Origin of the sequence: Methylobacter sp. sgz302048 (assembly GCF_052162025.1) — a bacterium.
GTDB lineage: Bacteria > Pseudomonadota > Gammaproteobacteria > Methylococcales > Methylomonadaceae > Methylobacter.
Genome location: NZ_CP197401.1, coordinates 2225393 through 2239214 on the forward strand (window position 1 = coordinate 2225393; position 13822 = coordinate 2239214).

A 13822-nucleotide genomic window follows, 5' to 3' on the forward strand; every position below is an offset into this window, starting at 1 on the left:
AATTGGCTGTCGATATTGAAAGCTATTTAGAAGCGATAGATTCGGAAAATGTCTGTGGAGAGGATCTGCAATACGATGCCGAATTCATTGCTCTGGAACAGGCTATAAAAGGCAAGCCTGAACAACAGGTCGGAGATACCATTCAAGCAGCGGAACCGCCCAACTGGCGCGAAGTAAAAAAGAGCGCAGAACAGCTATTATCCCGTACCCGAGACCTGCGGGTACTGGTCAGCTTTCTCCGGGCGCTGATCGCAACGGAAGGATTTGCCGGCTTCAATGACGGCATGGCTTTGATCAAGGCGCTGGTTGAACAGCGCTGGGACAGTATTTATCCTCAACTTGATCCGGATGATGACAACGACCCTACTGAACGGGTCAATATTTTGATGTCCTTGTGCGACCACGAGACTATTCTGCGCCCGCTCCAACAAACGCCCCTGGTCGAATCGAGAGGTCTCGGCCGATTCAGCCTACGCGATGTGTTTGTCGCTACCGGAAAAATTACCGTTTCCGATAATGAAAGCGGCATAGCGTCATCGACAATTGACGCCGCCGTTCTGGACAGCGATCTGGAAAGCCTCAAGCAGATATTGGCTGCGGTCAGCTCCGGCCTCGATAACCTGAATGCATTGGAGCGTTTTGTTACTGAGCAGGTTGGCGTCAATGACGCGCCCAGTTTTGGCGACTTAAGAAATCTGTTAAAGGAAAGCAGGGCGCTTCTGACTGACTGGCTTGAAATAAAAGGCGGTGGCGAAATTGCTGTTGCGGATGAGGTGGAAAGCGAGATTGTCGCTGACAACGTTAGAGCCGCGGCTGCCGCAGAAAAAAAATCGGCGCCCGGCGCCATCAACAATACGCAGGATGTGCTTAAGGCATTAAATCTGGTCTGCGAATATTACAAAAAAAATGAACCGTCGAGTCCAGTGCCTATTTTTATTGAACGTGGCATGAGACTGGTCGGAAAAAGCTTTATGGACGCGCTTAAGGATATCGCGCCTGATGGTTTGGATCAGGCCAAGGTCATCATTGGAACTCGTGGTGAAGATGAGTAAAGACATCACGCTGGTTTGGAAATTTAATACGTTGAATAAGGGGCATTAAATGGCAGAAAGTAGTCAAAAATTTATCGCACGCAATCGTGCGCCAAGAGTTCAGATCGAATACGACGTTGAATTATACGGAGCGGAAAAAAAAGTCCAGTTGCCGTTCGTGATGGGTGTTTTAGCAGACCTGTCAGGAAAACCCGCCGAACCTCTGGCGCCGGTTGCCGAGCGCAAGCTGCTGGAAATTGACGTTGACAACTTCGATGAACGTCTGAAATCCATGAAGCCGCGAGTGGCTTTTACCGTGCCGAACACCATTACCGGCGATGGCAATCTGAACGTTGATATCACCTTCCAGAGCATGGATGACTTTTCCCCTGCGGCTGTCGCCAGAAAAGTGGAAGGACTCAATAAACTGCTGGAAGCCAGAACGCAATTGGCCAATCTGGTGACCTATATGGACGGCAAGGGCGGCGCGGAAGAGCTGATTGCCAAGGCCATCAACGATCCTGCCTTGCTGCAGTCGCTGATCGCGGCGCCTAAGCCGGCTGCAGACGCAACGCCAGAAACTCAGGAAGCAGGAGAATAAGCCATGGTTGAAGTAGCAAATGCGCCAGAAGCCCAAGCAGGGGCTCAGGCACAGGAATTCAGCGATTTTTCATCATTGCTGAACAAAGAGTTCAAACCCAAATCGGATCGCGCCAAGGCAGAAGTTGAAAACGCGGTTCAGACATTGGCCGAATACGTTTTGAAGGATGCCTCCATCATATCGGAAGATGCGATCAATTCAATTGAGGCTATCATCGCGCAGATCGATAAAAAACTGACCGAGCAGGTTAATCTGATTCTTCACCATGAAGATTTCCAGAAGCTGGAAGGATCATGGCGAGGCCTGCATTATATGGTCAACAATACGGAAACTGACGAGCAGCTGAAAATCAGAGTTATGAACATCTCGAAGAAAGAGTTGGGCAAGACGCTGAAGAAATTCAAAGGCACGGCCTGGGATCAAAGCCCGCTGTTCAAGAAACTGTACGAAGAGGAATACGGCCAATTCGGCGGCGAACCGTTCGGCTGCCTGATGGGCGATTATTACTTCGATCATTCACCGCAGGACGTTGAACTGCTGGGCCAGATAGCGCAGATTTCAGCGGCATCGCATGCGCCGTTCATTGCCGGCGTTTCGCCTTCGACATTACAGATGGATTCATGGGCCGAACTGGCGAATCCCCGCGATCTGACGAAAATATTCTCGACGCCGGATTATGCCGCATGGCGTTCATTGCGCGAATCGGATGATTCCAAGTACATCGGTCTGGCTATGCCGCGCTTCCTGTCTCGTCTGCCGTACGGCTCCAAAACCGATCCGGTGGACGAATTCGATTTCGAAGAAGATACCGAAGCGGCCAACAGCGGCAACTACACATGGTCCAATGCCGCCTATGCCATGGCGACCAACATCAACCGCTCGTTCAAACTGTACGGCTGGTGCTCCAGAATTCGCGGCATTGAATCAGGCGGCGCCGTCGAAGGCCTGCCGGTGCATTCGTTTCCGACCGATGACGGCGGCGTGGATATGAAATGCCCGACCGAGATCGCCATCAGTGACCGCCGCGAAGCAGAGCTGGCCAAATCGGGCTTTATGCCGCTGGTGCATAAAAAGAATTCCGATTTTGCAGCATTTATCGGCGCGCAATCATTGAATAAGCCGGCCGAGTATGATGATCCGGATGCAACAGCAAACGCCAACCTTGCGGCCAGATTGCCTTATCTGTTTGCGACCTGCCGCTTTGCCCATTATCTGAAATGTATCGTGCGCGACAAGATCGGCTCATTCAAGGAGCGCTCGGACATGGAGCGCTGGCTGAATAATTGGATTCTGAATTATGTGGATGGCGATCCGGCAAACTCCAGCGAAACGACTAAAGCGAAAAAGCCGCTGGCTGCCGCCGAAGTTGTTGTTGAGGAGATAGAAGGCAACCCCGGGTATTACTCGTCCAAATTCTTTCTTCGCCCGCACTATCAGCTGGAAGGATTGACAGTGTCGTTGCGATTGGTTTCCAAACTGCCCTCCGCCAAAGGCGGTTGATGTTTGGTGCTTACAAGTCATGGAGCCTAGCACTTATTAAGGACGACGCTTCTGGCTTTTTTTTGATGTCTTAAAAATAAAAGGAGAGACAAATGGCTGTTGATATGTTTATTAAAATCGGCGATGTAAAAGGTGAATCGCGCGATAAAACGCACAAGGATGAGATTGACGTTTTGGCATGGAGCTGGGGGATGTCGCAATCAGGCACCACGCATACAGGCGGCGGCGGCGGCGCTGGCAAAGTCAGCGTGCAGGATATATCGTTAACCAAATATGTCGATAAATCTTCCGCGCCTTTGATCATGGCTTGCTGCAATGGCAAGCATTATCCCGAGGCTACACTGGTCGTGCGCAAAGCCGGCGAAACGCCTCTGGAATATATCGTGATCAAGATGAAGGAAGTCATCGTGACCTCTGTCAGCACGGGCGGCAGCGGTGGTGAAGACAGACTGACGGAAAATGTCAGCCTGAACTTCGCTGAATTCGAATACGCCTACCAGCCTCAAAAAGCGGACGGTTCAAAAGACGGCGGCGCGATTGAGACTAAATGGAATATCGCTGAAAACGTAAAAATCTAAAGTCGGGAGCGCGAAGAAGGCATATCCTTCTTCGCGTTTTTTACGGCTAACAAATTCAAAGCGTTTTTATCAGCAGCAGGAAAGTTTATGAACCTTGCAGAGCAGCATTTACAGGAAGGCCGGCTTCAGGAAGCGCTGGCTGAATTACAAAATCAGGTTCGTAAAGACCCTGCCAATCCTAAACTCAGAACATTTCTATTTCAGCTTTTGTCGATTCTCGGCGAATGGGATCGCGCACTGACGCAACTGAATGTGGCGGGCGAGCTCGATGCGGCGAATCTGCCTATGGTGCAGACTTACAGGGAAGCTATTCGATGCGAAGTTTTGCGCAAGGATATCTTCTCAGGCTATAAAACGCCTGTGGTTTTTGGTGAGCCGGCACAGTGGATCGCGCTGCTTCAGGAAGCGCTTAAACTGAACGCCGACAATCGGTTCGCGGAAGCGAGAAATCTGCGCGATCAGGCTTTTGACCAGGCGCCCGCAACGCCGGGATCAATCAACGGCAATGCCTTTAACTGGATAGCCGATGCCGACACCCGCCTGGGGCCCATGCTGGAAGCGATAGTCAATGGTCATTATTACTGGGTTCCATTCCATCAGATTCGCGAGATTCATATTGAGGAACCGACCGATCTGCGCGATTTTGCCTGGATGCCGGCGCATTTCATCTGGGCGAACGGCGGCGAAGCCTTCGGCTTGATTCCAACACGTTATCCCGGTTCCGAAACCGCCAATGATCCGGCAATACGTCTGGCCCGCAAGACGCAGTGGCTGGAGCAGGCTGAAGAATCATTCATCGGCTTGGGCCAACGGTTATTGAGTACGGACGAAAACGACTATGCGCTAATGGATGTCCGTGAAATTAAATTTAATATTGACTAATCGCCAACCTGTTTTTATTCGAACGCAACCTTGAACGCTTCTTATCCGCTTTTTTATCCCGCATGGGGTGCCTGTAGAGAATAAAAACCATGGCCGAGCTAACCCAGAAAGAACGTTTACAGCCTTCGCTATTGGATCGGCTGACCGATGACGCGCCCGATAAGACTCAGGAATCGCGCGAACAGCGCGTCTTGTCGCTGAGCCGGTTGCGGCAGGGCGTATTGAGGGATATGGGCTGGCTGTTGAATACAGGCCGTCTGGCTGCGGTCGAGAATCTCGATGATTATCCTTTAGTCGCCGGTTCAGTAATCAACTACGGCATTCCCGATCTGGCCGGCACAACGTTATCGGGCGCCGATGTGCAGGAAATAGAGCGTTGCGTCCGACAGGCCATTTGGGATTTTGAGCCTCGAATCCTGCGCGATTCGGTCAAGGTCACGGTGACCGCTTCGGATGACCGGATGAATCACAATGCCATGACCTTCGACATAGAAGGCGATCTTTGGGCGCAACCGTTACCGTTGCGCCTCTACCTTAGAACAGAACTCGATCTTGAGACCGGCAACATGGAAATCATGGACAGAGGAGGCTAGCTGTGGATCCTCGCTTACTGAAATACTACAACCGTGAGTTGCAGCACATCCGCGAAATGGGCGGCGAATTCGCGCGCGAATTTCCCAAGATTGCCGGCAGGCTGGGTCTGGACGAATTCGAATGCGCAGATCCTTACGTGGAGCGTCTTCTGGAAGGCTTCGCATTCATGGCGGCGCGTGTCCAGCTCAAGGTCGATGCGGAGTTTCCGCGCTTTACCCAGCATCTGCTGGAAATGGTCTATCCGCATTATCTGGCGCCTACGCCGTCCATGACGGTCGTGCAGTTTCAGCCGGATCTGTCCGAGGGGGCGCTCAATGAAGGATTTCCGATCCTTCGGGAGACCGCTTTGCGCAGCCAGATCGGCAAAGGCGAGCAGACCGCCTGCGAATACCGCACGGCCCACGATCTGACTTTATGGCCTTTGGAACTGGTGGAAGCTGAATATCTGCCCGGTGCCGGCGCCGTCGCCAACCTCGGCGTATCGAGCCTGCCCGGACTGAAAGCCGGCATCCGATTGCGCCTGAGAACGACGGCGGGACTGAAATTCAACCAGATCGCCCTGAATAATCTGCCGCTCTATCTGCGCGGTGTCGGCGAATTGCCCATGCAGATTTATGAACAGATACTGGCGAATGCGATTGCCGTAGTCGTGCAGCCGACCCAACGGCCTGCCGCCTGGCAACACGTCATCAGGAACGCCGCCGTTCAGCCGCTGGGATTTGAAGACAATCAGGCGCTGCTGCCTTATGTCTCGCGTTCATTCCAGGGCTATCGGTTACTGCAGGAGTATTTTGCCTTTCCCGAGCGTTTTATGTTCGTCGAATTGACGCAGTTGCAGGAAGCCGTGCGGCAGTGCGCCGACAACGAACTGGACATCATCATCCTGCTCAATCGCAGCAACCCCCGGTTGATCAATTCGGTCGATGCGTCACGGTTTGCCTTGTTCTGTACGCCGGCCGTCAATATCTTTCCCAAAAGAACCGACCGGATTCATTTGACCAATCAAACCGCCGAATATCATGTCGTTCCCGACCGGACCCGACCATTGGATTATGAAGTTTATCAGGTGAAGGAAGTTACGGGCTTCGGCGGCACAGCCGATGATAAGCAGGAATTCCTGCCTTTTTATCAAGCCAGCGCCGATGCCAGGCACAAGCATAAGAGAGCCTACTATACGCTACACCGGGCGCCGCGCGTCATTTCGTCCAAGCTACGGCAATACGGCCCCCGCTCCAGCTATACCGGCAATGAAATATATATCTCGTTGGTAGATGCCAATGAGGCGCCTTTTAGAAGCGAGCTGAAGCAGCTCGGCCTTGCCACGCTGTGCACGAACCGCGATTTGCCGCTGCAGTTGCCCATCGGCGTAGGAACGACTGATTTTACGATTCAGACCGGCGCTCCGGTTCAATCCATACGGTGCCTATCGGGGCCGACCAAGCCGCGTCCGTCCAATGCGCACAAGGATACCGCATGGAAACTGATCAGCCATCTGTCGCTGAACTATTTATCGATCGTCGATAACGACGAAAAAGAAGGCGCCATGGCGTTTCGTAACCTGCTGTCGTTGTACGGCGACAGTGATCCAGGCTCTCGCAAGCAGATCGAGGGCGTGTTATCGATTCAATCCAAGTCCATCGTCCGCCGTATCAATACCAAAGGGCCGATCGTGTTCGGGCGCGGTTTGGAAGTATCGCTCAATGTCGATGAGTCGGCCTTTGAGGGGAGCGGCGTATTCTTGCTGGGCACCGTGCTGGAGCAGTTCTTCGCTCAGTATGTATCAATCAATTCATTTACGGAAACGGTGCTGAAAACCAGCGACCGGGGCGAGGTAATGCGATGGCCGACGAGAATCGGGCAACGCCACATCCTCTAGAAGAGTCACTGGGCAAAGCGCCGTATAAATACGGCTTTTTCCAGCTGATGCGCCTTCTGGAGTGCGCCTATAAGGACAAGCCCCGGTTGGGCCATTCGGCCCGCCCCGTCGATGATCCGATCAGGCTGGGGCAGGAAGTGTCGCTGTCGTTCGAATCCTCCACGCTCAGTTCATTCACGCCGGGTGAGGACGGACTTCCTCCGCGGCTGACCGGGCGCTTCCTGGGTCTGTTCGGCACCAATGGGCCGCTGCCTCTGCATCTGACCGAATACGTTCGCGAAAGAATTCATCATTACCGCGATCATACGTTGGCGCGTTTTGCCGACATATTCCACCATCGCATGCTGTGCCTGTTTTATCGCGCCTGGGCCGACACGGAGCCCGTCGTCAGTTTCGATCGGCCCGAATCCGACCGCTTTTCCGGTTACATCGGCTCGCTGGCCGGGCTGGGCCTGGAATCCCTGCACGAGCGCGATGCCATGCCCGATCTGGCCAAGTTCTACTATACGGGCTACTTGTCCTGCCAGGCCAAACATGCCGAAGGGCTGAGGGCCATGCTGGCGGACTATTTCAGGTTGACGGTCAGCATCGAAGAGTTCGTCGGCGAATGGCTGGATATTCAGGAATCGGATTTGACGCGTCTGGGCGAGACGCCCAGAACCGGCGAATTGGGTATGTCGGCGATTCTGGGATCGCGGGTCTGGTCATGCCAGCATAAGTTCCGAATCCGCCTGGGACCGTTGAGTCTGGCGGAATACCAGAGCCTGTTGCCGAACGGCTACAGGATCGGGCAGCTAATAGCGATAGTCCGCAATTACATAGGCGACGAACTGGTCTGGGATGTCAATCTGGTCCTGAAAAAAGAACAAGTGCCGGGCACGCGACTGGACGGACAGACGGGGCTGGGCTGGACAAGCTGGCTGGGCGACCGAAACGAGAATACAGATGCTGACGATTTGATGCTGAATCCTTTCTGGGGCAGTCTGGGCGCAGCGTAAGCACAATAAAAACAAACAAATTGGGAGACGTGAAATGACCGACATCAGTCGTGTGGCGCTGTTCGGGAAGCTGAACAGCGTATGTTACAAAGCGATAGAAGGCGCAACCGTATTTTGCAAAATGCGCGGCAATCCCTATGTGGAGCTGGTGCACTGGCTGCATCAGATTCTGCAGCTGCAGGATTCCGATCTGCATAAAATCATCCGCCAGTTCAATCTCGATCCCTCCCGGCTGGCCAAGGACTTTACCGATGCGCTCGACCGGTTGCCCCGGGGCTCCACGTCCATCTCCGACCTGTCTTCGCATGTCGAGGAAGCCGTCGAGCGCGGCTGGGTTTACGGCACGCTGATGTTCGGTGAATCGCAAGTCCGCTCGGGGCATCTGGTCGTCGGCATCCTGAAAACCAAAGGGCTGACGCATGCCCTGCAAAGTATTTCCCGGGAATTTGACAAGATCAAGCCTGAGACACTGACCGAACGTTTTGCCGAGATCGTCAGCGGCTCGCCGGAAGAGGGCCTGCGCGCCAGCGACGGCTTTCAGGTCGGCGGCGGCGCCGTTCCGGGCGAGGCCAGCGGCGCCATGTCGCCGGCGCAGATGGGCAAGCAGGAAGCCTTGAAGCAGTTTACGGTCGATCTGACCGAGCAGGCGAGGCAAGGCAAAATGGACCCGATCGTCGGGCGCGACGAGGAAATCCGCCAGGTCATCGATATCCTGATGCGCCGCCGCCAGAACAATCCGATCCTGACCGGCGAGGCCGGCGTCGGCAAGACGGCTGTCGTCGAAGGTTTTGCGCAGAAAATCGTCGCAGGCGACGTGCCGCCGCCCTTGCGCGATGTGTCGCTGCGCACGCTCGATGTCGGCTTGCTGCAAGCCGGCGCCAGCATGAAAGGCGAATTCGAAAACCGCCTGCGCCAGGTCATAGAAGAAGTTCAGTCTTCGGAAAAACCGATTATTCTGTTCATCGATGAAGCCCATACATTGGTCGGAGCGGGCGGTGCGGCCGGCACCGGCGATGCGGCCAATCTGCTGAAGCCGGCTCTGGCGCGCGGTACGCTGCGCACAGTCGCCGCGACAACCTGGGCCGAATACAAAAAGCACATTGAAAAAGACCCAGCCCTGACGCGCCGCTTCCAGGTCGTGCAGGTCAACGAGCCGAGCGAGGAAAAGGCTATCCTGATGATGCGCGGCGTGGCGTCGGTCATGGAAAAACACCATCAGGTGCAGGTGCTCGATGAGGCATTGGAAGCGGCGGTCCGATTGTCGCACCGCTACATTCCGGCCCGCCAGTTGCCCGATAAATCAGTCAGCCTGCTCGATACGGCTTCGGCCCGCGTCGCGATCAGCCAGCATGCCATACCGGCCGAGGTGGACGACTGCCGCAAACGCATCGCGGCGCTGGAAACCGAACTGGCCATTATCGGCCGAGAGAAAGCGGTCGGTATTGATATCAAGGACCGCGAAACGGTCGCCGCTGAAAAGCTCGGCGTGGAAAAAGAGCGCCTGAGCAAACTGGAAACACGCTGGAATGCCGAGCGCGAACTGGTCAAAAGCATACTCGATATCCGCAAGCAGTTGCGCGATCAGACCGGCAAAGTGGAAGGCACCGACAGCCCGCTTGAAAAAGCTACCGACCGGATGGCCGAAGCCGAATCCGCCCCAGCAACGGCAAGTGTGCTGCGCGAACAGTTGCTGGAAGAACTGAAAACCTTGCAGGCGAAACTACATGAACTGCAAGGCGAAACGCCGCTGATCCTGCCCAGCGTCGACGCGCAGGCCGTTGCCTCCGTGGTCGGCGACTGGACCGGCATTCCGGTCGGCCGCATGGTTAAAAACGAAATCGAAACCATTCTGCATCTGGCCGACAACCTGGAACAGCGCATCATCGGCCAGCGCCATGCCCTGGACATGATCGCCCGAAGAATTCAGACCTCGCGCGCCGGTCTCGACAATCCCAACAAGCCCATCGGCGTCTTCATGCTGGCCGGCACCTCCGGCGTCGGCAAGACCGAAACGGCGCTGGCCCTGGCTGAAGCCTTGTACGGCGGCGAGCAGAACGTCATCACCATCAACATGAGCGAATATCAGGAAGCGCACACCGTATCGACCCTGAAAGGCGCGCCTCCGGGCTATGTCGGCTACGGCGAAGGCGGCGTGCTGACCGAAGCGGTCAGGCGGCGTCCTTACAGCGTCGTGCTATTGGATGAGGTCGAAAAAGCCCATCCCGACGTGCATGAGATTTTCTTCCAGGTTTTCGACAAAGGCTGGATGGAAGACGGCGAGGGCAGGGTTATCGATTTCAAGAATACGTTGATTCTGCTGACGACGAACGCCGGCACCGACTTGATCGCAGGGCTTTGCCGCGATCCGGAACTGATGCCGGAACCGGAAGGCATCGCCAAAGCGCTGCGGGAACCGCTGCTGAAAGTGTTTCCGCCGGCCCTGCTCGGCCGTCTGGTCGTGATTCCGTATTATCCGCTCAGCGACGAAATGATCGGCGCAATCGCCCGCCTGCAGCTCGGCCGGATCAAGAAGCGCATCGCTGAAAGCCACAAGGTGCCGTTCACTTACGACGATGACGTGATCAAGCTGATCGCGAGCCGCTGCACCGAAGTCGAAAGCGGCGGCCGCATGATCGATGCGATTTTGACCAATACCGTATTGCCGCGGATCAGCGAAGAGTTTTTAACACGGATGATGGAAGGCAAACCGATCGAGCGGGTTCATGTGAGCGTGCAGGATGGGGATTTTGGGTATGGGTTTGAGTAGGTTGTGTTATTAACAGTAAACATTAGGAATTCTTATGGATTGGAGAATTAAATTCAAATGGCAATATGACTATGCCAAAAGTCAGCTACAAAATATTAATCATTTTGAAAATGATTGGCACGGCTTGGTGTCAGCTCTTCATGATCTAATGACGACTGATGGTTTTGATTCATCCAAGGCCGAACTATTAACTACATTGAGAAAAAAAGTCTGGTTAGAAAATGGCAAGCTGGTATCGGCTGAAAAAGCTATATTAAAAGCGGTCAAGGCATTGAACGACAATGATGCTACCGTGCCTGATGCACCTAAAATGCGGGCGTCGGCATTGAAGTTTCTGTTGCATACTTATATGTTATATACCAGTGGAAACCGCGCAGTTTGGATTCATTCATTACCCAAGAATTTTTTACACTGGCCATCCATTCACCTCAATTCTTGGGCTTCAACTGGCAGTCAGGTTAAAGAACTTCTAAAAGATCATAACGAACACTTCACAGCCGTTCAGAAAAAGGATTTGTTCGCCGCTACCCAATATTCGCTGGCTTGGTGTCAAAAGACCAACATGATATTAGCGCAGGCGACCAGCAAGTCAGATAAAGACAAGGGAGCGGCATTAGCAATAGTGAAGCGTTGGTTTTCAGATCCAAGTACCTCCGATGCGGATCTGGACAAATTTATAGCTGTTCTTTCCAAGGGGTTCAAAGACATTACTGCAACCTTAAACAGAGGGAGCATGATATTGACTGATTGGGTTCCACTCCGGAGAGCTTCTACACCCGAGGAAATTCGTTTTTTGAATTCCGAAGCATTTACATTTGCCTGTAATAACGAAGGATTGGATGTTGTTTATATCGAAAAGTCTTTCTTTATCGATCACCCCGGCAATGTGTTGAGCGGCCCCAAGAATTGGGCCAGGATTTTGGTACATGAATTGACTCATTTGATTTGCGGAACTGAGGATGTAGCAAAGGGCCAGGCACGGTATGCATGGTATGGTATAGGCCCTCATGCAGGATTTATGGGAAGCGACGCAGTTAAAAATGCAGACAGTTGGGCTTTCTTCTGTGCAGATTGCGCCGGGGTGCTGACTGAGAGTGAGCGCAGTAGAGCTTTGAAGATAATATAACTGTTCAAGTGAAAAATAAGATAATAGTAATGTGGTTTTTATTGGTTTTGGATGCGGCAGATGTTGGACTTGCACAGGCCTCTTCCATAACACTTAAACCAGCGGTTAATTCATCAAATGATAGCCACGATTCTGTGGTTAAACAAAAGGAGAAAATCATCATGGGTCAAGGTTTTCAATCTGGCAGCCGCCCCGCTCCACCAGTTGTCGCTCCGATAGAGCACAACGGAATCCGTTATGAACAGGATATGCAAAGTTACGACCACGGTGGCAATCAGCCCGGAGGATATCTGACTGCAATTGACGTGAAGACTGGGGAATGCCTTTGGATGGTGAAAGTTTATGAAGTATCGGATCAGTCCGAATCCGGTGTTGATGTCATAGGTATTTATTTCAAAAGTATGGCCCTGATTCCGGGGCGTGATGCACTAGAAATTGAAGATGAAATTGGCAGACGCTTTATTTTTGATCTCATCGATAAAACTTCAACTCAAGTTTCCGAGATCCCGATAGACGCATTAGGACCGATTAAAATTCCTCAATAAAAGGAAAACTGCCGAATATGGCCGTATGATGGATGAGCTATAGAGCTATAGAGCGGAGTTTCTGAAAGGCAATCCGCCTTTAATTTTATCAACAAGATTGGGTTAGCTGAACACTTGAAGTCCAAAGCATGGAAGAGTTTTGCTCGTGCATATAACGGGCCTAAATATGCAGAAAACCAATACGATATCAAGCTTGAAGTAGCCTATAAAAAATATAATACTAAAAAATAGGATTACTAATAATGAGCGAAGCTAATAGTAATTACCGAAACAAAAAATGGATATTCATTAACATTTTTTTTGTGCTTATGTTATTTCCATTTTTTACGTGGAGCGCTGAGTTTGTTCAAAGAGAATCCGGTGAATCAATTCAAACATTTGCTCAGTCGGCCTTACCGAAAGATGCTGAATTAGTTCATCCAGTGGTAGAGGTTACAGTACAGAAATCATCACATGCGGTTGTAGCAATTTATCGTAATAAGAATCAATCTACGAATTTTAGTGGGCTTGTTCTTTTGCCCGAAGAAAAATCTCAAAAATATCGAGTGACTCATCTTGCGTCTATGAAAGAAGCGGATGGACTATTTGATATTGAAGTCAAATCCGTATTTACTGCTAAAACGAAGCTCCATAACAACAATGGTCTGGTTATTCTCTATAGTTATTATAAATTGGGTTCTGGAGAAGAGGGCGAAAACGCTGGCTATTTTTATTATCTGGAGGGTGATTCTTGGAAAATTGATGAAGGATTATCTGAAAGACTGGTGGATGTAAAAAACGCAAAACAAGCTAGAGCTAAATTAAAATAGATCTGTAGGGTGGATTAGAGCGTGCAGGATGGGGATTTGGGGTATGGTTTGAGTAGAGTCCTATTAACAATAAACATAAATTATAGTATGCGCTGACGAAAGAAGCGCATTTTTGGCTATCAACTTGAGGAAATCACTATGACAGACTGGAGCGGGAAATATACTTACAATAAAATTGCTTACTCTGGACGCGAAATCCACCTCCAGGGTTTATTTAGAGGCTTTAGTATTGAGCGTATGGTCGGCAAGGCCAAAGAAGGCCCATACTATTATTTTCTGGGCAATCCACATGATTCCGGTGCTTATACTTCTGATACGAAGGCTTTTTACGAGACGCTATTGCAATCGATAGCTACGCGCTGGGGTAATACTGGTAGCGTGCCTATTGGCGAAATCAATGCGCCCGGCGGCAAGACTGCCAATTACCGTGGCACCAGCATTTGGAACGGAGGCTGAAAATTGTAGGGCGGATTTGCTGAAAGGCAATCCGCCTTTTAATTGTTGAGAGTGCCTCT

General features: G+C 52.0%; 14 protein-coding genes. All 14 read left to right on the top strand.

From position 1 onward, the window contains the following. The first annotated feature begins 2 nt into the window (after positions 1–2). The 14 genes from tssA to ACTNE6_RS10140 all read left to right on the top strand — a co-directional run bounded on the left by tssA (position 3) and on the right by ACTNE6_RS10140 (position 13763). A complete protein-coding gene (tssA, locus tag ACTNE6_RS10075) occupies positions 3–1052 on the top strand; it encodes a type VI secretion system protein TssA (RefSeq protein WP_442499599.1) in 1050 nt (349 codons plus the stop codon). 49 nt (positions 1053–1101) lie between these two features. Then, positions 1102–1632 (top strand): type VI secretion system contractile sheath small subunit, encoded by a 531-nt coding sequence (tssB, locus tag ACTNE6_RS10080; RefSeq protein ID WP_442499600.1) that lies wholly within the window; start codon positions 1102–1104, stop codon positions 1630–1632. Positions 1633–1635: 3 nt separating this feature from the next. After that, a complete protein-coding gene (gene tssC / locus ACTNE6_RS10085; RefSeq protein WP_194970915.1) occupies positions 1636–3132 on the top strand; it encodes a type VI secretion system contractile sheath large subunit in 1497 nt (498 codons plus the stop codon). Positions 3133–3224: 92 nt separating this feature from the next. Next, positions 3225–3710: an Hcp family type VI secretion system effector gene (locus tag ACTNE6_RS10090; RefSeq protein ID WP_194970916.1), complete on the top strand. Its 486-nt coding sequence runs from the start codon at positions 3225–3227 to the stop codon at positions 3708–3710. An 87-nt stretch (positions 3711–3797) separates the two neighbouring features. Beyond that, positions 3798–4592, top strand: a complete 795-nt coding sequence (locus tag ACTNE6_RS10095; RefSeq protein WP_442499601.1) for a type VI secretion system accessory protein TagJ — start codon at positions 3798–3800, stop codon at positions 4590–4592. Positions 4593–4681: 89 nt separating this feature from the next. Further along, entirely contained in the window at positions 4682–5185 is a 504-nt protein-coding gene (gene tssE / locus ACTNE6_RS10100; protein ID WP_194970918.1) for a type VI secretion system baseplate subunit TssE, read from the top strand. A gap of 2 nt (positions 5186–5187) precedes the next feature. After that, positions 5188–7062: a type VI secretion system baseplate subunit TssF gene (gene tssF / locus ACTNE6_RS10105; RefSeq protein ID WP_442499602.1), complete on the top strand. Its 1875-nt coding sequence runs from the start codon at positions 5188–5190 to the stop codon at positions 7060–7062. Next, entirely contained in the window at positions 7026–8060 is a 1035-nt protein-coding gene (gene tssG / locus ACTNE6_RS10110; RefSeq protein ID WP_434485313.1) for a type VI secretion system baseplate subunit TssG, read from the top strand. Before tssF ends, tssG begins: the two co-directional genes overlap by 37 nt. 34 nt (positions 8061–8094) lie before the next feature. Then, positions 8095–10827: a type VI secretion system ATPase TssH gene (gene tssH, locus ACTNE6_RS10115; protein WP_442499603.1), complete on the top strand. Its 2733-nt coding sequence runs from the start codon at positions 8095–8097 to the stop codon at positions 10825–10827. Between the two features lie 34 nt (positions 10828–10861). Next, positions 10862–11953 (top strand): M35 family metallo-endopeptidase, encoded by a 1092-nt coding sequence (locus ACTNE6_RS10120; protein ID WP_442499604.1) that lies wholly within the window; start codon positions 10862–10864, stop codon positions 11951–11953. 29 nt (positions 11954–11982) lie between these two features. Beyond that, positions 11983–12498 carry a hypothetical protein gene (locus ACTNE6_RS10125; RefSeq protein WP_442499605.1) on the top strand — a complete coding sequence of 172 codons (516 nt, stop codon included), beginning with the start codon at positions 11983–11985 and terminating at the stop codon, positions 12496–12498. Between the two features lie 87 nt (positions 12499–12585). Then, complete coding sequence (locus tag ACTNE6_RS10130; protein WP_442499688.1) at positions 12586–12729, top strand: N-acetylmuramidase domain-containing protein; 144 nt, start codon at positions 12586–12588, stop codon at positions 12727–12729. An 11-nt stretch (positions 12730–12740) separates the two neighbouring features. Beyond that, positions 12741–13307, top strand: a complete 567-nt coding sequence (locus tag ACTNE6_RS10135; protein ID WP_442499606.1) for a hypothetical protein — start codon at positions 12741–12743, stop codon at positions 13305–13307. A gap of 138 nt (positions 13308–13445) precedes the next feature. Next, complete coding sequence (locus ACTNE6_RS10140) at positions 13446–13763, top strand: hypothetical protein (RefSeq protein ID WP_442499607.1); 318 nt, start codon at positions 13446–13448, stop codon at positions 13761–13763. Positions 13764–13822: the final 59 nt, after the last annotated feature.

What these genes read in the sequence shown, in the direction of transcription:
- ACTNE6_RS10140 (WP_442499607.1), top strand. Translation starts at nt 13,446, where the DNA reads ATGACAGACTGGAGCGGGAAATATACTTACAATAAAATTGCTTACTCT.
- tssH (WP_442499603.1), top strand. Translation starts at nt 8,095, where the DNA reads ATGACCGACATCAGTCGTGTGGCGCTGTTCGGGAAGCTGAACAGCGTA.
- ACTNE6_RS10135 (WP_442499606.1), top strand. Translation starts at nt 12,741, where the DNA reads ATGAGCGAAGCTAATAGTAATTACCGAAACAAAAAATGGATATTCATT.
- tssG (WP_434485313.1), top strand. Translation starts at nt 7,026, where the DNA reads ATGGCCGACGAGAATCGGGCAACGCCACATCCTCTAGAAGAGTCACTG.
- tssB (WP_442499600.1), top strand. Translation starts at nt 1,102, where the DNA reads ATGGCAGAAAGTAGTCAAAAATTTATCGCACGCAATCGTGCGCCAAGA.
- ACTNE6_RS10125 (WP_442499605.1), top strand. Translation starts at nt 11,983, where the DNA reads ATGTGGTTTTTATTGGTTTTGGATGCGGCAGATGTTGGACTTGCACAG.
- ACTNE6_RS10120 (WP_442499604.1), top strand. Translation starts at nt 10,862, where the DNA reads ATGGATTGGAGAATTAAATTCAAATGGCAATATGACTATGCCAAAAGT.
- ACTNE6_RS10095 (WP_442499601.1), top strand. Translation starts at nt 3,798, where the DNA reads ATGAACCTTGCAGAGCAGCATTTACAGGAAGGCCGGCTTCAGGAAGCG.
- ACTNE6_RS10090 (WP_194970916.1), top strand. Translation starts at nt 3,225, where the DNA reads ATGGCTGTTGATATGTTTATTAAAATCGGCGATGTAAAAGGTGAATCG.
- tssE (WP_194970918.1), top strand. Translation starts at nt 4,682, where the DNA reads ATGGCCGAGCTAACCCAGAAAGAACGTTTACAGCCTTCGCTATTGGAT.
- tssC (WP_194970915.1), top strand. Translation starts at nt 1,636, where the DNA reads ATGGTTGAAGTAGCAAATGCGCCAGAAGCCCAAGCAGGGGCTCAGGCA.